At 72.6% G+C, this 17,473-nt stretch carries 16 protein-coding genes; 12 read left to right on the plus strand and 4 right to left on the minus strand.

Annotation, left to right across the window (positions count from 1 at the left end):
- Positions 1-16 precede the first annotated feature (16 nt).
- The 10 genes from ACIA8F_RS29755 (at position 17) to ACIA8F_RS29800 (ending at position 10,600) form a co-directional block, all read left to right on the plus strand.
- Positions 17-2,335: an NHLP family bacteriocin export ABC transporter peptidase/permease/ATPase subunit gene (locus tag ACIA8F_RS29755; protein WP_399383372.1), complete on the plus strand. Its 2,319-nt coding sequence runs from the start codon at positions 17-19 to the stop codon at positions 2,333-2,335.
- A complete protein-coding gene (locus tag ACIA8F_RS29760; protein WP_399383373.1) occupies positions 2,332-5,334 on the plus strand; it encodes an NHLP bacteriocin export ABC transporter permease/ATPase subunit in 3,003 nt (1,000 codons plus the stop codon). The genes ACIA8F_RS29755 and ACIA8F_RS29760 overlap by 4 nt, the downstream gene beginning before the upstream one ends.
- Before the next feature lie 164 nt (positions 5,335-5,498).
- Positions 5,499-5,681: a hypothetical protein gene (locus ACIA8F_RS29765; protein WP_399383375.1), complete on the plus strand. Its 183-nt coding sequence runs from the start codon at positions 5,499-5,501 to the stop codon at positions 5,679-5,681.
- 81 nt (positions 5,682-5,762) lie between these two features.
- Positions 5,763-6,218 carry an RpiB/LacA/LacB family sugar-phosphate isomerase gene (locus tag ACIA8F_RS29770; protein ID WP_399383377.1) on the plus strand — a complete coding sequence of 152 codons (456 nt, stop codon included), beginning with the start codon at positions 5,763-5,765 and terminating at the stop codon, positions 6,216-6,218.
- Positions 6,219-6,355: 137 nt separating this feature from the next.
- The gene (locus tag ACIA8F_RS29775) at positions 6,356-6,757 is read left to right on the plus strand and encodes a WXG100 family type VII secretion target (protein WP_399383378.1); all 402 of its coding nucleotides are present in this window, start codon (positions 6,356-6,358) and stop codon (positions 6,755-6,757) included.
- Between the two features lie 18 nt (positions 6,758-6,775).
- Positions 6,776-7,081 (plus strand): WXG100 family type VII secretion target, encoded by a 306-nt coding sequence (locus ACIA8F_RS29780; protein ID WP_399383380.1) that lies wholly within the window; start codon positions 6,776-6,778, stop codon positions 7,079-7,081.
- A gap of 170 nt (positions 7,082-7,251) precedes the next feature.
- On the plus strand, positions 7,252-8,994 hold the full coding sequence (locus ACIA8F_RS29785) for an RNase A-like domain-containing protein (RefSeq protein WP_399383382.1): 1,743 nt from the start codon (positions 7,252-7,254) through the stop codon (positions 8,992-8,994).
- 50 nt (positions 8,995-9,044) lie between these two features.
- Positions 9,045-9,605 carry a hypothetical protein gene (locus ACIA8F_RS29790; RefSeq protein WP_399383384.1) on the plus strand — a complete coding sequence of 187 codons (561 nt, stop codon included), beginning with the start codon at positions 9,045-9,047 and terminating at the stop codon, positions 9,603-9,605.
- Positions 9,606-9,633: 28 nt separating this feature from the next.
- Complete coding sequence (locus ACIA8F_RS29795; protein ID WP_399383386.1) at positions 9,634-9,933, plus strand: RNase A-like domain-containing protein; 300 nt, start codon at positions 9,634-9,636, stop codon at positions 9,931-9,933.
- A gap of 13 nt (positions 9,934-9,946) precedes the next feature.
- Positions 9,947-10,600 (plus strand): contact-dependent growth inhibition system immunity protein, encoded by a 654-nt coding sequence (locus ACIA8F_RS29800; RefSeq protein ID WP_399383388.1) that lies wholly within the window; start codon positions 9,947-9,949, stop codon positions 10,598-10,600.
- Positions 10,601-10,612: 12 nt separating this feature from the next.
- Here ACIA8F_RS29800 and ACIA8F_RS29805 read toward each other — a convergent pair whose 3' ends face one another.
- Together ACIA8F_RS29805 and ACIA8F_RS29810 are read right to left on the minus strand one after the other, a co-directional pair.
- Positions 10,613-12,442, minus strand: a complete 1,830-nt coding sequence (locus ACIA8F_RS29805) for an alkyl/aryl-sulfatase (protein WP_399383390.1) — start codon at positions 12,440-12,442, stop codon at positions 10,613-10,615.
- A 121-nt stretch (positions 12,443-12,563) separates the two neighbouring features.
- Positions 12,564-13,424 (minus strand): helix-turn-helix transcriptional regulator, encoded by an 861-nt coding sequence (locus ACIA8F_RS29810; protein ID WP_399383391.1) that lies wholly within the window; start codon positions 13,422-13,424, stop codon positions 12,564-12,566.
- Positions 13,425-13,584: 160 nt separating this feature from the next.
- On the opposite strand from ACIA8F_RS29810, the gene ACIA8F_RS29815 reads away from it, so the two are divergent.
- Positions 13,585-14,481, plus strand: coding sequence for an alpha/beta fold hydrolase (locus tag ACIA8F_RS29815; RefSeq protein ID WP_399383393.1), 897 nt, complete (start codon positions 13,585-13,587; stop codon positions 14,479-14,481).
- Positions 14,482-14,510: 29 nt separating this feature from the next.
- Here the strand turns inward: ACIA8F_RS29815 and ACIA8F_RS29820 are convergent, their stop codons facing one another.
- On the minus strand, positions 14,511-15,140 hold the full coding sequence (locus ACIA8F_RS29820; protein WP_399383395.1) for a TetR/AcrR family transcriptional regulator: 630 nt from the start codon (positions 15,138-15,140) through the stop codon (positions 14,511-14,513).
- Positions 15,141-15,364: 224 nt separating this feature from the next.
- On the opposite strand from ACIA8F_RS29820, the gene ACIA8F_RS29825 reads away from it, so the two are divergent.
- A complete protein-coding gene (locus ACIA8F_RS29825; RefSeq protein ID WP_399383452.1) occupies positions 15,365-16,351 on the plus strand; it encodes a GlxA family transcriptional regulator in 987 nt (328 codons plus the stop codon).
- Between the two features lie 65 nt (positions 16,352-16,416).
- Here ACIA8F_RS29825 and ACIA8F_RS29830 read toward each other — a convergent pair whose 3' ends face one another.
- A complete protein-coding gene (locus ACIA8F_RS29830) occupies positions 16,417-17,355 on the minus strand; it encodes an alpha/beta fold hydrolase (protein WP_399383397.1) in 939 nt (312 codons plus the stop codon).
- Positions 17,356-17,473 lie beyond the last annotated feature (118 nt).

A 17,473-nucleotide genomic window follows, 5' to 3' on the forward strand; every position in this document is an offset into this window, starting at 1 on the left:
TGAGGAAACGGCAGCCATGACCGACACGAAGATCCGGCCCCCCGTCGCCGCCTCCCGCCGGGACGCCCGCCGCACCCGGCGCACCGCCGCCCGCAAGCGGCGCTGGGCCCGGCGCCGCGCGCACCGGGTGCCCACCGTCCTGCAGATGGAATCGGTGGAGTGCGGCGCGGCCAGTCTGTCGATGATCCTCGCCCACTACGGGCGGCACGTCCCGCTGGAGGAACTGCGCGCCCTGTGCGGAGTCTCCCGGGACGGCGCCCGGGCGAGTTCCGTGCTGGCCGCGGCCCGCTCGTTCGGGCTCGTCGCCAAGGGCTTCCAGGCGGAGACCGACCAGCTGGAGGAGAAGCTCCGCACCGGGCCGGTCATGATCTTCTGGGCGTTCCAGCACTTCATGGTGGTCGAGGGCATCACCACCCGGTTCGGCCGCACCCAGGTCGCCGTCAACGACCCGGCCAGCGGGCCCCGGCTGATGGAGTGGTCCGAGTTCGACTCCGGGTACACCGGCATCGTCCTCACCTTCGAACGCGGCCCCGACTTCACGCCCGGCGGCCGCCGCAGCAGCACCGCCGCCGCCCTCCTGGACCGCCGCCTGCCGTCCGGCCGCGCCCTGCCGCTGGTCCTGCTCGCCAGCCTGCTGCTGGTGGTGCCGGGCATCGTCGGCGCCTCCTACTCAAGGGTCTTCCTCGACCGGGTGCTCGTCTCCGACTCGCCCACGGCCGTGCTGCCGCTGGTCCTGGCGATGCTCGTGACCGCCCTGATGGTCTTCGTCCTGACCTCCGTCCAGCAGCACTACCTGCTGCGCATGGAGATCCGTACCGGACTGGTGGCGTCGGCGCGCTTCTTCCGCCATCTGCTGCGGCTGCCCATCGAGTTCTTCCTGCAGCGCCGCCCCGCCGAGGTCGCCCGGCGCGTCGCGAGCAACGACACCGTCGCGATGATCCTCTCGCGCGACGTCGCCGCCACCACCATCAACTGCGTGCTCGTGGTCTTCTACGGCGCCCTGATGGTCCGCTACGACGTCCTGCTCGGCCTGCTGGGCCTGGCCACCGCCGGCTTCAACGTACTGGTCCTGCAACTGGTCTCGCGCACCCGCAAGGACGCCGTGGACGCCCTGCGCGCCGACCGCGGCAACCTGATCGGCACCACCTTCGCGACTCTGTCCACCATCGAGTCCGTCAAGGCGACCGGCGCCGAGCCCGACGCCTTCACCCGCTGGGCCGGCTTCCTCGCCAAGGTCACCACCGCCCAGCAGCGGCTCGGCCAGACCACCGCGGTACTGACCGTCCTGCCGCCCCTGCTCGCCGTCGTCAACATCGGCGTCATGCTGCTCGTCGGCGGCCTGCGGGTGGCCGACGGCACCCTCAGCGTCGGCATCCTCGTCACCTTCCAGACCCTGCTGGCGTCCCTCAGCCGCCCCGTCACCCAGCTCACCAACCTGGGCAGCCGGCTCCAGGAGATGAACGCCGACCTCAAGCGCATCCACGACGTGGAGAAGTACCCGCAGGCCCGGAGCTTCCAGCCCGGCGCACCCGGTACGGACGCCCTGGACGAGGGCGCCACGGGCGGCCGGTCCGAGGTACCGGCCAACCGGCTCGACGGCGAACTCACCCTGGACGAGATCACCTTCGGCTACGGCCCGCTCTCCGACCCCGTCGTCACCGCGCTCAGCCTCACCGTCGCCCCCGGCTCCCGCATCGCGCTCGTCGGAGGCTCGGGCAGCGGCAAGTCCACCGTTGGCCGGCTCGTGACCGGCCTCTACGAGCCGCGCTCGGGGCAGATCCTCATCAGCGGACAGCCCCGCGAGGAGATCCCCCGTACCGTCCTGGCCGCCTCCATGGCCTACGTCGACCAGGACATCGCCCTCTTCGCCGGGACGGTCCGCGACAACCTGACCCTGTGGGACGACACCGTGCCCGACGAGGTCGTCCTCGCCGCCCTCCAGGACGCCGCCGTCTTCGACGAGGTCATGTCCCGCCCCGGCGGCATCAACGCCCGGGTGTGCGAACAGGGCAGCAACTTCAGCGGCGGCCAGCGCCAGCGCCTGGAACTCGCCCGCGCACTCGCCTCCCGCCCCACCCTGCTCGTCCTCGACGAGGCCACCAGCGCACTCGACCCGGCGACCGAACGCACCGTCATGGACAACCTGCGCCGCCGCGGCTGCGCCTGCCTGATCATCGCCCACCGGCTCTCGGCCGTGCGCGACGCCGACGAGATCATCGTCCTCGACCGGGGCGTCATCGCCGAACGCGGCACGCACGACGAACTGCTGACCGCCCAGGGCCGCTACGCCGCCCTGTTCGACTCCAGCCGCTCCGAGGAGAAGGACACCCTGTGAGCACTCCCCCCGCCGCAGGCTCCCCCGCGGCCTCCCCCGCCCGGACCTTCTGCCTCGACGACCCCGCCACCCTGCTGTACGTGGAATCGGGCGCGGCCGACCTGTTCGCCGTGGACCGCGGACCCGACGGCGGGACCGGCGGAGCGCACGGCCGGCGCTACTTCCTGTGCCGCGCCGAGGCCGGCATGATCGTGGTGTGCGGCACCGGCGCCGAGAGCCGGCACACCCTCATCGCCCGGCCTGTGCTCGACGCCCGGCTCACCCGGCTGCCGCTGTCCCTCCTCGACCAGATCCGCCAGGGCCACGCGACGCTGCCCCGGCCGGACGGCGAGAGCCCCGCCGGGCTCGACCACGCCCGGCTCCTCACCGGCCTCACCGCCGGGCTCACCGCCCTCGCCGACGCGCTCCCCGGCGCCCTCGCACCCCGCCAGTTCACGTCCCTGAGCACCACCGACGGCACCGACCTCGACCCGGGCGACGTGGCCCGCTCCGTCGACGGGGTGCAGTTCGTCCGCGTGGAATCCGGCCTCCTCGATCCGGGCGACCCCGCCACCGAGGGCGCCGCGGACCCCGACGGGGAGGAGGGCACCGGCGCACTGGAGCCCGTCGGCCCCGGCGCCGAGCTGGTCCTCACCGAGCAGGACTGGGTCCGCGCCCGCGGCGCCGCCCGCCTCACCACCGCCTCCCTCCTCTCCGTCTACCGGGAGGGCCGGCTGACGGACGCGCTGACCGAGCACTCCGCCCGGCTGCGCACCACCATCGACCACCGCATCGCCGTCCAGCGGGCCCGCGAGCGCGCCGAACTCGCCGCGCGCCGGACCCAGGACGGGAAGGTCCTGTCGTCCGCCGTCCGCACCTTCGACGCGGTCCTCCACGACACCGGCGCGCGCCTGAAGCTCGCGGACGTCGCCGACGACGAGCCGACGCTCGCCGCGGTCCGCCTGGTCGCCTCCCGGCAGGGCTTCTCCGTCAGCCCCCCGGTGCGGAGCCCCGGCCCGGGCCGCCGCAGCGCCGCCGAGGACCTGCGGGCCATCGCCCTCGCCTCCGGATTCCGCACCCGCGGCATCCGGCTGGAGGACCGCTGGTGGACCCGCGACGTGGGGCCGGTGCTCGGGTACCACGTCACGGGCCGGCCCGTCGCGCTGCTGCCCCTGGGCCAGGGGTACGTCCTCGTCGACCAGGGCCGGGTCACCCTGCTCAACGCCGAGACGGCCGGCCGGCTGCGCCCCGCCGCCGTCGTGCTGTACCGGCCGCTGCCCGCGGCCGTGCGCGACGTCCCCAGCCTGCTGAGGTTCGGCCTTTCGCCCTCCCTGGGGCACGGCCGGGACCTGGCCCGGCTCGCCCTCACCGGCGCGCTCGTCGCCCTGATCGGCCTGATCATCCCGGTCATGACCGGCAAGGTGCTCGGCGAGTTCGTGGCCGACGCCGACCGGAACCTGATCGTGCAGGGGTCCCTGGTCGTCGTCGGCTCGGGCCTGGTGACCGCCGCGCTGTCCGTCGTACAGAACCTCGCCGTCCTCCGGCTGGAGAGCCGCACCGGAGCCGCCCTGCAGGCCGGGCTGTGGAACCGGCTGCTGTCCCTGCCGGCCGCGTTCTTCACCCGCTACTCCACGGGCGAGCTGGGCACCACCGTGCTCGGTGTCACCGCCGCCCAGGAACTCCTCTCGGGCATGCTCACCACGGCCGCGCTGGCCCTGCTGACCGGCCTCGCCAACCTGGCCCTCGTCTTCTGGTACGACCTGACCCTGGCCCTGGTCGCCACCGGCCTCACGGCCGTCGGCGTCCTGTTCGCCGCCGCGGCCGGACGGCTCCAACTCCGCTGGGCCCGCCGCGAGTACACGCACGAACAGGCGATGTCCGCGATGGTCTTCCAGATGCTCACCGCCATGCCGAAGCTGCGGGTGGCCGCCGCCGAGGAACGGGCCTTCGCCGAGTGGACCCGGCTGGCCGCCCGCGGCCACGGCCTGTCCGCCCGCGTCCGCCGCGTACAGAACAGCGTGACGACCTTCAACGCGGGCTTCCCGCTGCTGTGTTCGGCCGTCGTCTTCGGGGTGACCGCGGGCCCCCTGCACGGAGAGGTGCCGCTCGCCACCTTCCTGCCGTTCTTCGCGGCCTTCAACCTGCTGCTCTCGGCGGGCCTGCAGTTCACCGCCTCCGCCGTGACCGCCGTCGGCACCGTTCCGATGCTGGAGCGGCTGAAGCCCATCCTCGAAGCGGAACCGGAGAACGACGGCACCAAGGCCGACCCCGGCGACCTGTCCGGCCGGATCGCCGTCTCGCACCTGTCCTTCCGCTACGGCCAGGACGGCCCGCTCGTCCTCGACGACGTCAGCCTCACCGTGATGCCGGGCGAGTTCATCGCCGTCGTCGGCGCCTCCGGCAGCGGCAAGTCCACCCTGCTGCGGCTCCTGCTCGGCTTCGAGACCCCCCTGTCCGGCAGCCTGCTGTACGACGGCCAGGACCTCGCCGAGCTGGACGTCTCGGCGGTCCGCCGCCAGTGCGGAGTGGTGCTGCAGAACGGCTCGCTCCAGGCCGGCGACATCCTCGCGAACATCGTCGGCTCCGGCGGCCACACCCTCGACGACGCCTGGGCGGCCGCCGAGATGACCGGCCTCGCCGACGACATCCGGGCCATGCCGATGAGCATGAACACCGTGCTCTCCGAGGGCACCAACACCCTCTCCGGCGGCCAGCGCCAGCGCCTCATGATCGCCCGCGCCCTGGTGGCACGGCCCCGCCTGGTCTTCTTCGACGAGGCGACCAGCGCCCTCGACAACCCCACCCAGGGGCTGGTCGCCGAGAGCACGCGCCGCCTGAACGCCACCCGGATCGTCATCGCGCACCGGCTGTCCACGGTGGTCGACGCGGACCGCATCGTGGTCATGGAACGGGGCCGGGTCGTCCAGCAGGGCACGTTCGACGAGCTCATGGCCGATACGCACGGGCTCTTCGCGCGGATGGCGGGCCCGCAGATGGCAGGCACCGCGAACCGGCTTTGAGGGCACGCAATGTGACGGAGCGTGAGATCCAGTGCGAGCGCTCACGGCACCCGCCGCCAGGTGAGATGATCCTTCCGGAACGATGCGCTCCACGACCAACCCGCCCGCTGCGCACACGACTTGCGGCCGGGTACCACCCAACCACCCAGCAGGGGGACCCACCCATGTCACAAGGTCCGAAGACAGCCGTCACCAACCTGAACGTGCTGCTGCCCTTGGCGTACGCGCTGGCCGTCGTCGCCACCGCGAGCCTCGCCTCGGGCACGGCCACCACCGTCGTCGCCGTGGGCGGCGGGGTGCTGCTGGGCCTCTGGTTCGCCTTCGGCCGCCGCGCCACCCGCGGCTGACACGGCGGGCGGTCACGGCGGGCGGTCACGGGGAGCCACGGCGGGAGCTCCCGCCGGCAGGGGGCCCGTTAGCCTCGGGTCATGCGTATCTGTGTGTCCTCGGACATGGACGAACCCGTGGCGCGGGCCCTCCTCGGGCAGCTGCGCGAGCGCGGGCACGAGGTGCTGGTCCACGGGGCCCTGAGCCCCGGGGACGACCCGCAGTGGGCCGCCTGCTCGGAGGCGGCGGCCCGTGAGGTCGCCGCCGGGAACGCCGAGCAGGCCGTCGTGTGCTGCTGGACCGGTACGGGGGCCTCGATCGCCGCGAACAAGGTGCCCGGCGTCCGCGCGGCCCTGTGCACGGACGCCTACACCGCGGACGGGGCGCGCCGCTGGAACGACGCCAACGTGCTCGCCCTCAGCCTGCGCCTGACCTCGGAGCCGCTGCTCAAGGAGATCCTCGACGCCTGGTTCGCCGCCACGGCGAGCACGGACCCCGAGGACCGGGGCAACATCGCGCGCATCGAGCGGCTCGACGGCAGCAGATCGACGCCCTGAACGGACGCGGTGCGGCCGCGGCCGCCGCCTTCGGCCGCGCCGGGGACCGGCGTTAGAGTGGGCGCCCGTGCGCGCGGACAGGCGTACGGACGGACGTCCGGACGGACGTCCGGCGGTCTAGGGGGCGGGGGCCCGGGATGCAGAACGGCGATCTGGGCGTCTCGGAGGCCGGCCTCAGCCGGCTGGCCGACGACCTCGACGACATGCAGCGCCATCTCGACCAGCAGGTCCGCAGGATGGACGCGGTCGTCGACAAGATCGCCGCGGGCTGGCAGGGGCCCACCGCCACCGCCTACCGGGCGCTGCACCGCGGGGTCGCCGAGGATGCCGTGCGCATCCGCAAGGTGGTGGCCCTGCTGGAAGCGGCGACCCGCGCCTCGCGCGACGGGTTCACCGAGCAGGAACTCGAGGTCCTGGCATCCTTCCGGCGGTCGCAGGAGGGCCAGGACGTGTCCGCCGCGGCCCGTGCGCTGACCGTGCCGGACCAGGCGCCCGCGCCGGACCCCGTACGGGCGGTCAGCCGCCTCCAGGACATCTGAGCCGAGGGGATCAGCACCATGCCGGACGACGACCGGATCACCGTCGACTTCGCCACCCTGCAACGCCTTTCGGGAGACCTGGAGGAGATCCTCGGCGCCCTCAACGACAAGCTCGACGTGTTGTACGGGCAGGCCACCAAGGCCGTGCTGAGCTGGGACGGCGAGGCACGGGAGACCTTCATCGACGAGCTGGACGCGTGGAGCCGCTCCGCCGACGACCTCAAGGCCGCCCAGGCCTGGCTCCACGAGGTCGTGGTCAAGGGACACCTCAACTACGCCGCGGCCAACAGGTCCGTGCTCGAAGGCTGGGGAGGCGGCGCCTGATGGCCGGCCCCACACCGACGCCCACCGTCACGGCCACGCCGACGCCCACCGCCACACCGACGCCCACACCTACCGCCACGCCCACTCCGACGCCCACACCCACGCCCTCCCCGACCACGTCCCCCACGCCCTCCCCCACCCCGCCCCCCGGAGCGACCGGTGGGACCGGTGTGACCGGCGCCGGCGGTGCCATCGACGTCAAGCCGAGCGACCTGTGGTCGGTCTCCGGACGGGTCGCTTCGCAGCAGGACTTCCTGGTGCGCGGTGCCAACAAGCTGCTGGAGGAGCTGCGCAAGCACCCCGATGCCGGCGGCGCCGGCACCGAGGCGGAGCGGTTCGCCCAGGCGTACAAGAAGATCGGCGACCGCTGGCTGGAGGTCTGGGGCCGTTCCGTGCTCAGTGTCGGCGGCGTAGCCGTCGGGTTCACCGAGACGGCCAACGCCTACACCAAGGCGGACGCGGCGGCCCATCCCCAGCCGGGGAAGACGGCGGAGCAGCGCCCGCGGCCCACGGTCATCGACAGGGCTCCGCACTTCGACCCGGTCCCCGACATCAAGTGGGGGGACGACGACGGCGGCGACGACTTCCTGCGCGGCCTGATGGAGGGCATCCCCGAGATCGTCCGGGACGTGCTCCAGCCGCTGTGCAAGCACGTGTTCCGGGTCGGCCGGGTGGCGGACGTCTACCCCTTCCCGCAGCAGCACTACCTCAACTCCCTGTGCCACGCCTGGATGGACGTCTCCATCACGGCGACGCTGGTGGCGGACCAGCTCACCCAGGCCGTCGGCGCCATCACCAACCACCAGCAGGCCGACTGGGAGGCCGCCATGCGGACCTTCTGCGGCGCGCTGTGGGGCTCGACGGCGTGGGGACAGCAGCGCAACGGCTATCAGTGGGCGCAGACCGCCAACTCCGGGCACGGCACGCCCCGCGTCCCCACGGGCAGCGAACCGGTGCTGGCCGTGCTGAAGGACACGGCCGACGGCACGGCCACCATCCTGCGGGAGTACGCGGAAGCCGCCGTCGACCTGAACCGTGAGGTCGCGGAGGAGCTCCACCGGGCCATGTGGAAGGCCGCCAAGGAGATCATCGACGACCTGGCCAAGCCCAAGGACCCCAAGAGCATCATCAGCACCGTGACCTCCGCCATCGGCAAGGGCGTGGGGCTGATCCTCTCCTTCGACGTCAAGACCGTACTGAACATCGACACGGCCAAGCTGAACCGGATCGTCGACACGTACACCGGCATCCTGTCCGGCCTGACCACCCGCATGGAGGCGCTGAGGGCGCCGCTGGACGAGGCCTACCTGAGCGCCCCCACGTTCGAGGCCGGCGTCGCCCGTGCGCACGGCTTCGGCATGCGGTCCCTGGAGGAGTTCAAGGACTCGCAGGTGTGGCTCAAGATCGACTCGAACGGGAACTACGATCTGAACCTCGGCGCCAACGAGTACTCGGCGGACGGCCATTCGCTGGACAAGCACGTCGGCAAGACGGACGAGCAGCTGGCGCAGCGCCTGCGCGACCAGCAGTCGAACGGCCCGACGGCGGCCTGGCCGCACGGCAAGCCGATGCCGAGCGGCTCCTCCGCCTTCCCGAACTACCAGCGGGCCGAAGACCTGACCGAGTACAACCTCAACCACAACAAGGCCGCCATCGACGCATGGATCAAGGGGCCGCCGCCGGCGACCGACGGCGACGTCAAGTCCTTCTACGCGACGGCGCCGGGCGGCGAGACCAGCGGCCGCAGCGTGAGCAAACAGCCGGTGGACCCGAACGACCCGCTGTCCGGGTACAAGCAGGGCGGCCTGGGCGCCAAGGCGTACGACGTGAACGGCATCGACACGCGCATCAAGTACGACAGCAGCCGCACCCCGCCCTTCACCGTGATGACCTCCATGCCCTCGAAGACCTAGAGCTCGAAGACCCGCCGACCCGCCGCCCCGCCGAGAAAGGCCAGCACCACATGTCCGTCGACCAGACCTCCTGGGAAGCCGCGGTCCGCCACCTGTTCGAGGACGCCTACCCGTACGACGCCACGGGCCCGCGCCGCCACGAGGACTGGGTCCTCGACGTCCTCGCGCTGATGGCCCGGGTCCCCGACCCGCGGGGCTGGACCGGTCTCGACGACGCGGCGCGGGCACCCGAGCGCGAGGAGTCCCCCGCCTTCCCCTTCGCCGGCCACCCCCCGGAGTACGTCGCGCCCCGCCTGTGGGAGATCGACCGGGGCAGCGCCGAGAACCTGCTGCTGGCCCTCACGGACGACGGCTGCACCCTGTCCAGCCTCAAGCGCTTCACGGAGAGCGAGGAGGAACTGCGCGTCATGGCGCGCACGGTCCTCGCGCGGTACGGGGACTCCGCGACGTTCCACACCAACGTCAGCAAGCCCGGGCCGGTCCCCGGCACCCTCGACTTCACGGAGCGGAGCTGGGCGTACAGCCCGCTGAGCGTCTACTCCGAGGACTACGGCCTGATCGTCGTCACGGACACCGAGGTCGGCATGTTCTGGAACTTCGCCGACTACTGATGACCAGGAGATTTGAGAGGATGCCCCGGTGCTGACCCGTTCCGCTTCCTACCCCGACCGGGAGACCGCCCAGTGGGCCACCCAGCAGGTGGTGACCGCCAACGAGCAGGCCGTCCACCGCTGGCTCGCCCAGGGCACCCGGGCCCGGCTCACCGTCGAGGCGGCCTGGCCCTCCCGCGCGGAGCCCGTGGGGCGGGTGCAGGTGGGGGCCGATCTGCTGGCCGGGCACGGGCCCGTCGACGTACGGGCGGCGCGCGTCGTACTGCGCCGCGAACCGTCGAGCCCGCACGGCTTCGTCGTCCACACGACCGTCCCGGTCTACCTGTAGGGGCTGCCCGCACATGTCCATGAAGCCCCTCGAACACGACCGCCGGTACGGCGAGCTGGACCAGGTGATGCGCGCCTACCTGGGGCAGCCCGCCGATGACACCCCCGAGCGGCGCAGCCGCGCGCTGGAGGCGTACCTGCGCCACACCTGGCACACCCGCCCCTCCGCCATCGCGGAGGCGGAGCGCCAGCTGCGCGCGTACAGCCGCAACCCGCCGGGGCGGATCCGGCAGGACCTGGGCGAGTTCTACGCGATCCCGGACACCGGGATGCCGCAGGCGGAGATCGGCGACTGGCTGCTGCTGCTGGCCGAGCACCTGAAGCGGAGCATCGAGGAGGGCGACGTACCGGAACCCTCGTCCCCGGCGACGCACTGGGAGTGGCACGCACGCTTCCCGGAGACCGCGCAGCTGCTCGGCGGCTGGTTCTCGCAGGACGTCGTGGACGAGTTCCCCGACCACGACGCCGCCGTCGCCGACTACGCCGCCACCACCCACCCCCAGCTGGTCGCACGCCTCGTGGGCGAACTGGGCGAACTGCTCGCCCTCCCCCTGGACGAGGCCGACTACGCCCTGGCCGCCGCGGAACTCGGCATGGAGGTGGACCCGCCGGAGCCGTTCTCCCACGGCGCCTGGTTCCGGTCGGTGGCGACGGAGCTCTCGGGCTGACCGGCGCCGGTACTACGGCGTGACGATCGGGAATGCCGTGTCGGGGTTCGTCACGTAGGAGAACAGGCGGCTGAGGAGGGCCGGGGAGCCCGACGTGGAGAGGGTGTCCGGGGCTTTGCCCGCGAGGACGGCCAGGAGCTGGGGCTTGGTGAGGGTCAGGGTCAGGCCCGCCGGGGTGCGGGGGTCGGTGACCGTGCGGTGGGTGAGGGCGCCGTTGTGGAGGGTGAGGCGGTGGCGGCTGTCCTCGTCGGTGAGGACCAGGTCGATGGTGAGGTCCTCGTCCCAGGCCCGGGGTCCGTCGATCCGGACGGCGATCGAGTCCAGGAGCATGTCGGTGGTCAGGGCCACCGCCATCTCCGGGTTGGCGGTGTCCAGCAGGGCGGCGTTCTCGCCGTGCCGCAGTTCCATGGCGGAGGTGAGGTAGAAGTTGCGCCAGGTGCCGTTCTCCGCGCCCTGCCCGAGCTGGTCGTAGACGCCCGCGAGGGCCTCCTTGGCGTCCGTACGGCCGGGCTCGGCGAAGACCAGGTGGTTGAGGAGGGTGGCCGCGAAGCGGAGGTCGCCGGAGTCGGCGTAGGCGCGGGCCTTGTTGAGGGTCTGCTCGGGGCCGCCCATGGAGTCGACGTAGCGCCGGGCGAGTTCGACCGGCGGATGCTCCCAGAGGGTCGCGGCGTTGCCGTTGAACCAGCCGAGGTAACGCTGGTAGATGGCCTTGACGTTGTGGGAGAGCGAGCCGTAATAGCCGCGCGCGTGCCAGGAGTTCTCCAGGGCGGGCGGCAGGACCAGCTCCTCGGCGATCTCGGGTCCCGTCAGGCCGTCGTTGAGCAGGCGCAGGGTCTGGTCGTGCATGTACGCGTACAGGTCGCGCTGGGCGGTGAGGAACGCGACGACGTTCTCCCGGCCCCACGTGGGCCAGTGGTGGGAGGCGAAGGCCACGTCGTAGGCGTCGCCGAAGTACTCGATCGCCTCGTCGAGGTAGCGCGACCAGATGCGGGAGTCGCGGACGACGGCGCCCCGCAGGGTCAGGATGTTGTGCATGTTGTGCGTGGCGTTCTCCGCCAGGCACAGTGCCCGCCTGTCGGGGAAGAGGAAGTTCATCTCGGCCGGCGCCTCGGTGCCGGGCGTGAGCTGGAAGACGATCCGCACCCCGTCGACCGTCTCCTCCTGCCCGGTGGACGTGATGTCCACGGTGGGCGGGATGAGGGTGATGGTGCCGGTGGAGGTGGTCATGCCCAGGCCGGCGCCGATCTGGCCGTCGGGGGCCTTGGGCAGCCGGTCCCCGTACATGAAGACGGCGCGGCGGGTCATGGCATTGCCCGCGTACACGTTCTCGCTGACCGCGTGCTCCAGGAACCCCTCGGGGGCGAGGATCGGCACGCCCTCCTCCGTGCCGCGCGGGAGCACGCCGCGGGCCCCGCCGAAGTGGTCGCCGTGCGAGTGCGTGTAGATCATGCCGGTGACCGGGCGGTCCCCCCGGTGCTCGCGGTACAGCGCCAGCGCGGCGGCGGCGGTCTCGGCGGAGATCAGCGGGTCGATGACGACGACCCCGCGGTCGCCCTCCACGAGGGTCATGTTCGAGAGGTCGAGGCCCCGGACCTGGTAGATGCCGTCCGCGACCTCGTAGAGGCCCTGTTTGGAGGCGAGCTGCGCCTGCCGCCACAGGCTGGGGTTCGCGGTGCCGGGGCAGTCGGCCTTCAGGAAGGCGTACGCGTCGTTGTCCCATACGGTGCGGCCTTCGGCGCCCTTGACCACGGCGGGCACGAGGGCGCCGATGAATCCGCGGTCGGCGTTCTCGAAGTCGGTCGTGTCCTCGAAGGGGAGGCTCTCGAAGGGCGGGTTGGCCATCTCTCGCTCCATTTCAGCGGGGGCGACACCGGGACCGGGCATCGCCTCATCTGAACACCTGATCCACTTTGACGCACTTCGGGGTGGTTTGCGGAGATGGATGGTTTACGAGGACTGCGCGTCAGCCCGGCTGCGCGAACTGCTCGGTGCCGACGACACGGAGCAGGTTCAGCCGCTCGGCCGTGTCCGTGCCCGGCGGGGGCGTCAGGAGCAGGAGCCGCTGGTCCCCCTCCGGGGCGAGGAGCACCTGGCAGTCGAGGTCGACGGGGCCGACGACCGGGTGGATCACCCGCATGCGGCTGTGGCGGCGGACGGCGACCTCGTGCAGCTCCCACAGGGCGGTGAACTCCGCGCTGGCTTCCTTCAGCCGTTCCACCAGACGGGTGGCGGCCGGGTCCGAGGAGCGCCGGCCGACGGCCGCCCGCAGGTCCGCCACGTGGAGGCGGCTGTACTGCTCGTGTTCCCCGGCCGGGTAGGCGTCCCGCGCGGCCGGATCGGCGAACCAGCGCCAGACCACGTTGCGGCCGTGCTCGGACACCGTGCACACGCCGCCCAGCAGCGCGCGGGCCATCTCGTTCTGGGCCAGTACGTCGCCCAGGTCGCTCAGGACCTGCGCCGGAGTGCCGGACAGCTGGTCGAGGAGGTGCAGGAGGCCGGCGCCGACCTGGTCACCGGCCACCCGCGCGGCGGGCGGGCGGTGCCCGGCGAGCAGGTGGAGGTGGTCGCGGGCGTCGTCGCTCAGGCGCAGGGCACGGGCCAGGGCGGACAGCATCTGCCGTGAGGGCTGCGGGCCGCGGGCCTGCTCCAGCCGGATGTAGTAGTCGGCCGACATGCCCGCGAGCTGGGCCACTTCCTCGCGCCGCAGCCCGGGCGTGCGCCGCCGGGGCCCGGCGGTGAGACCCGCGTCCTGCGGGCGCACCCGCTCGCGCGAACGGCGGAGGAAGTCGGCGAGCTCACGGCGGTCTGTCGTCATGTGGATCATCCTGCCGGACGCCTCGCGGGCGGCGCCGCGGCGGCGTATCCAGGGATCGCCGGTCCCAGGTTCGAGGGGGCTCTCCCGGCCCCCTCGGCCCGGCGGCACAGTGGGCGTTGCCGGAGGGGAAGCACCCCGGCGGCCACCGCCACCCAGAGGAGCAGCAGCCATGTCCACGACCCTCACCGCCCCCGTCGACGCCACCCCCGTGACCACCCCCGCGACCACCTCAGTAGCCACCACCGCGAGCTCCACCGCGACCACCACCGTGAGCTCCACCGTGCGCGTCGCCGACGCCGAGGTGTTCTACGAGCGCACCGGCTCGGGCCCCGCGCTCGTCCTCGTGCACGGCACCGGCTCGGGAGGCGCCGCCGTGAACTGGGGTCAGACGCTGCCCCGGTTCACCGCCGACCACACGGTGATCACCCCCGACCTGTCCGGCACCGACCGCACCGCGGACGACGGGGGCCGGCTGACCGTGGAGGGGCTGGCCGCACAGGTCATCGCCGTCATCGAGGACGCGGGCACCGGTCCGGTGGACCTGCTCGGCTTCTCCATGGGCGCCCCGGTGTCCGCCGCCGTCGCCGCGCTGCGCCCCGACCTCGTGCGGCGGCTGATCCTGGTCGCCGGATGGGCCCATACCGACGGGGACGAGTACCTGCGCAACCTCTTCGCCCTGTGGCAGCGCCTCGGCATGTCCGACCCGGCCGCCTTCGGCCGCTCCGTGGCCATGACCGGCTTCAGCCGGGGCTTCCTCAACGCGATCGGCCGGGAACAGGTCGAGCTCCTGATCCCGAACATGCCGCCCACCCCCGGCACCCTGCGCCACGTGGACCTCGACACCCGCGTCGACATCCGCGACCTGCTGCCGCGCATCGAGGCCGAGACGCTCGTCATCGGCGCCACCCTGGACATCACCGTCCCGGTGGAGAACAGCCGCGCGCTGCACGCCGCGATCGCGCACAGCACGTACGCCGAGATCGAGGCCGGGCACGTCGCCTTCTTCGAGAGGGAGAACGAGTTCGTCGAGCTGGTCTCCGGCTTCACCCGCGGCGGCCGGGCGTAGGGCCGTCGTCAGCTCAGGGTCGAGCCGCATCAGGTCGCGGGGGTCGCTCCCGTGAGGGTGTCGAGCAGGGTCTGGGCGAGGACGGTCGCGGCGCCGATCCTCGTGTCCTCCCGCTCGTCGCCGGTGACCTTCCCGATCACCGCGTCCCGTATCGACTGCGAGATGTCCAGGCCGCCGTACAGCTCGGGGAAGGACAGGGCCATCAGGCAGACGCCCACGTTCGCCGAGAGGATCGACTGTCCGGCCAGCGCCGCGGACGTGCGCAGCCGGCCGGCGTCGCGGCAGCGTCCCACGGCCGCCAGGAGCAGGGCCTGCGCCTCCGCGATCGCCTGCGGCTTGGCCGTGCCGGCCGGGGTGAACATCAGTCGGTAGAGGTGGGGGTTGCCGAGCGCGAAGGCGACGTGGCTGTCCCAGGCCGTGCGCAGGTCCGCCACCGGGTCGTCGGTCCGCGGGTTGCGCCTCTTGTTGGCGAGGAACCGTTCGAAGCCGAGGTCGGCCACCGCGGTGAGCAGTCCTTCCTTGTCGCCGAACTGGCGGTAGATCTCGGGCATGCCGACCTTGGCCCGGTCGCAGATCGCCCGGGTGGAGATCGCCGCCGCGTCCTTGGTGGCGAGCAGCTCCGCGGTGGCTTCCAGGATGCGCTCTCGGGCCGTTGACATGGCGCCGATGGTAGCAGCGCTAACAGATCCGACCCGGGGAGACCGGGGCCTGGTGAAGGGGCATCGCAGGGTTTCGTAATCGACGCTTACATGTCGTGTTAGCGTTGCACACACCTGCTCGTGAGCGTCGGCCGAGAAGCACCCACGGAGATGACATGGAGACCCATGAGACCCATGGACACCGGCTGGACCGCCGTACCGCGCCCCCCGCACCCCCCGAGCCCTTGGAGCCCGTCGCGCGGCTGATCGTGATCGTGCTCTTCGAGGGCGTCGACCTGTTGGACGTCACCGGGCCGCCGGAGGTGTTCTCGCTGGTCCGGCGGGAGACCGGGGACGCGGCCGGCTACCGGGTCGTGCTGGCCGCCCGGACACTCGACCCCGTCACCACCTCGGCCGGGGTGCGCATCCTGCCGGACCTGACCTTCGGCGAGGCCGCCGCGCGGAGCATCGACACGCTGCTGGTGCCCGGCGCGGTCGAGGTGGACGCCGAGCGGCGCGTCCGCGCCCTCACCGACCCGGAGCTCGTCGAGCAGGTGCGGACGCTCGCCGGGTGCGCGCGCCGGGTCGCGTCCGTCTGCGTGGGCGCCCACCTCCTCGCCGCGGCCGGGCTGCTCGACGGGAAGCGGGCCACCACCCACTGGTCCACCGCGGAGCAGCTCGCCGCCGAGCACCCGGCGGTCGAGGTGGACGCCGATCCGATCTTCATCCGGGAGGGCGAGGTGTGGACCGGCGCCGGGATCAGCGCCTGCCTGGACCTCTCGCTCGCCCTGGTGGCCGAGGACTTCGGCGAGGGCATCGCCCTGCGCGTGGCCCGGCAGCTCGTGATGTACCTGAAGCGGCCCAGCGGGCAGAGCCAGTTCAGCGTCCCGCTGGAGCCCGTCTCGGCGACGCGGCGCGGCGAGGAGCTGCGGCACTTCATCCGGCGGCACCTCGGCGGGCGGCTCAGCCTGGCCGACATCGCCGCCCACGCGCACGTCAGCGAGCGGCAGTTGGCCCGGATCTTCAAGGCCGAGCTGGGCATGACCCCGGCCGCCTACATCGAGTCGGCCCGGGTGGAACTGGCCCGCAACCGGCTCGAAGCCACCGATGCCACGCTCGAACGCATCGCCTCCACCTGCGGGTTCGGCACCGCCGACACCCTCGTACGGGCCTTCCGCCGCACGCTCGGCATCACGCCGACGGAGTACCGGCTCCGCTTCCGGACCGCCTGAGCGGACCACCGCCCGAACGGAGCCCCGCACGCGCGCCGCCCCGCACCCGCGCCGACCCGCCTGCGCTACGCGGCCCCGTGCGCGGCCGGGTCCAGCGAGTCGACGTCCTCGAAGAAGCCGAGCATCCGGGCGTTGACCAGCTCGGGGTGGTCGAGCTGCGGGCCGTGCCCGGTCGCGGAGACGATCTCGGCGCGGGCTCCGGGGATCACCCGGGGCACCCGCTCCAGCTGGCGCTCCGGGTGCACGAGCAGGCTCCGCTTGCCCATGATGAGGTAGAACGGCGTCCGGATCGTGCCCAGTTCGGCGTCCGAGAGCGGCAGCGGCGCGGGCCGGCGGATCCGGAAGGCGCGGACGCCCGTCCGGATCATCGCGCGCAGTTCCGGGACGACCAGCACCGGCTGCTCCAGCCACTTGGCCAGGGCCGGGCGCAGCGCCTTGGGGGCGAAGGTCGCGAAGAGACTGGCGAAGATCCACACGAAGAAGCGCAGCCCCACCTTCTCCAGGCCGCCCGGGTCCAGCGCGGTGACCGAGGCGAGCCGGCCGGGGCGCAGGTGCGCCTGGTTGATGACCAGCCAGCCGCCGTAGGAGGAGCCGACCAGGTGGATCCGGTCCAGGCCCAGTGCGTCGAGGGCCTCGTCCATCCACCGGGCCGCCCGCTCGGGCTGCCACATCGCCTCGTGCTGGACGCTGCGGCCCGGGTCGCCGGGGGTGTCGAGGGCGTAGACGGGCCGGTCGGCGCTGAGGGCGGCGGTGTTGGGGTACCACTGGGCCGAGCAGCCGCCCGAGCCGTGGATCAGGACGATCGGCGTACGGGACTCCGCCGCCGGGTCCGTGGGCCCGTAGCGGTAGACGTGCGTGGTGCCGAAGCTCGTCTCCACGTCCGTCTCGGAGCGGAGGGGAGCCCCCAGCGCGTAGAGCGCGTCGCAGGCGGCGAAGTAGCGGTCGCGCAGTTCGTCGCTCACGTAGCGGCCGATGTCGCGGCGTGCGGGCTTCTTCTCGGGCACGGGGGCACCTCCTGGAGGGGATCCGTTCTTCGTGATACGACCGTACCATGATGTTGGTACGGCGGTACCATGAAAAGGAGCCGCGGGCTCAGCACCGAGGACGGGCACCGACGGGCGG

It is taken from the genome of Streptomyces sp. NPDC051563, from assembly GCF_044454225.1.
In the GTDB taxonomy this organism is placed as follows: Bacteria; Actinomycetota; Actinomycetes; order Streptomycetales; family Streptomycetaceae; genus Streptomyces.